The organism is Streptomyces sp. Ru73 (assembly GCF_002920575.1).
Lineage (GTDB): Bacteria > Actinomycetota > Actinomycetes > Streptomycetales > Streptomycetaceae > Streptomyces.
On the sequence record NZ_PQSQ01000231.1, the window covers coordinates 1 to 648 of the forward strand.

Sequence of the window (648 nt, forward strand, 5' to 3'; positions counted from 1 at the left end):
GATCTTCGCCATGGACCTGCTGAACGCTCTGGTGGAGAAGGGTCTGCGGCGTGAGTCGCCGACCCGTGAAGAGGCACTCGCCGTACTGGCGACATCCGATGACGAGCTGCTCGACGTCGTGGCGGCGGCGGGCAAGGTCCGCCGCCAGTGGTTCGGGCGGCGGGTGAAGCTCAATTACCTGGTCAACCTCAAGTCGGGCCTGTGCCCGGAGGACTGCTCCTACTGCTCCCAGCGGCTGGGCTCCAAGGCCGAGATCCTCAAGTACACCTGGCTCAAGCCCGAGGACGCCTCCAAGGCGGCCGCCGCCGGCGTCGCCGGCGGCGCCAAGCGGGTCTGCCTGGTCGCCAGCGGCCGCGGCCCCACCGACAAGGACGTCGACCGGGTCTCGCAGACCATCTCCGCCATCAAGGAACAGAACGAGGGCGTGGAGGTCTGCGCCTGCCTGGGCCTGCTCTCCGACGGCCAGGCCGCCCGGCTGCGGGAGGCCGGCGCCGACGCCTACAACCACAACCTCAACACCTCCGAGGCCCAGTACGGCCAGATCACCACCACCCACACCTACGCCGACCGGGTCGCCACCGTGCAGCAGGCCCAGGCGGCCGGCATGTCCGCCTGCTCCGGCCTGATCGCCGGCATGGGCGAGACGGA

General features: G+C 70.2%; 1 protein-coding gene. It reads left to right on the forward strand.

The genetic code is table 11. The features are described from left to right. Positions 1 to 10 precede the first annotated feature (10 nt). A partial coding sequence (gene bioB, locus C3486_RS36725; protein ID WP_146075147.1) for a biotin synthase BioB occupies positions 11 to 648 on the forward strand: 638 nt, incomplete at its 3' end.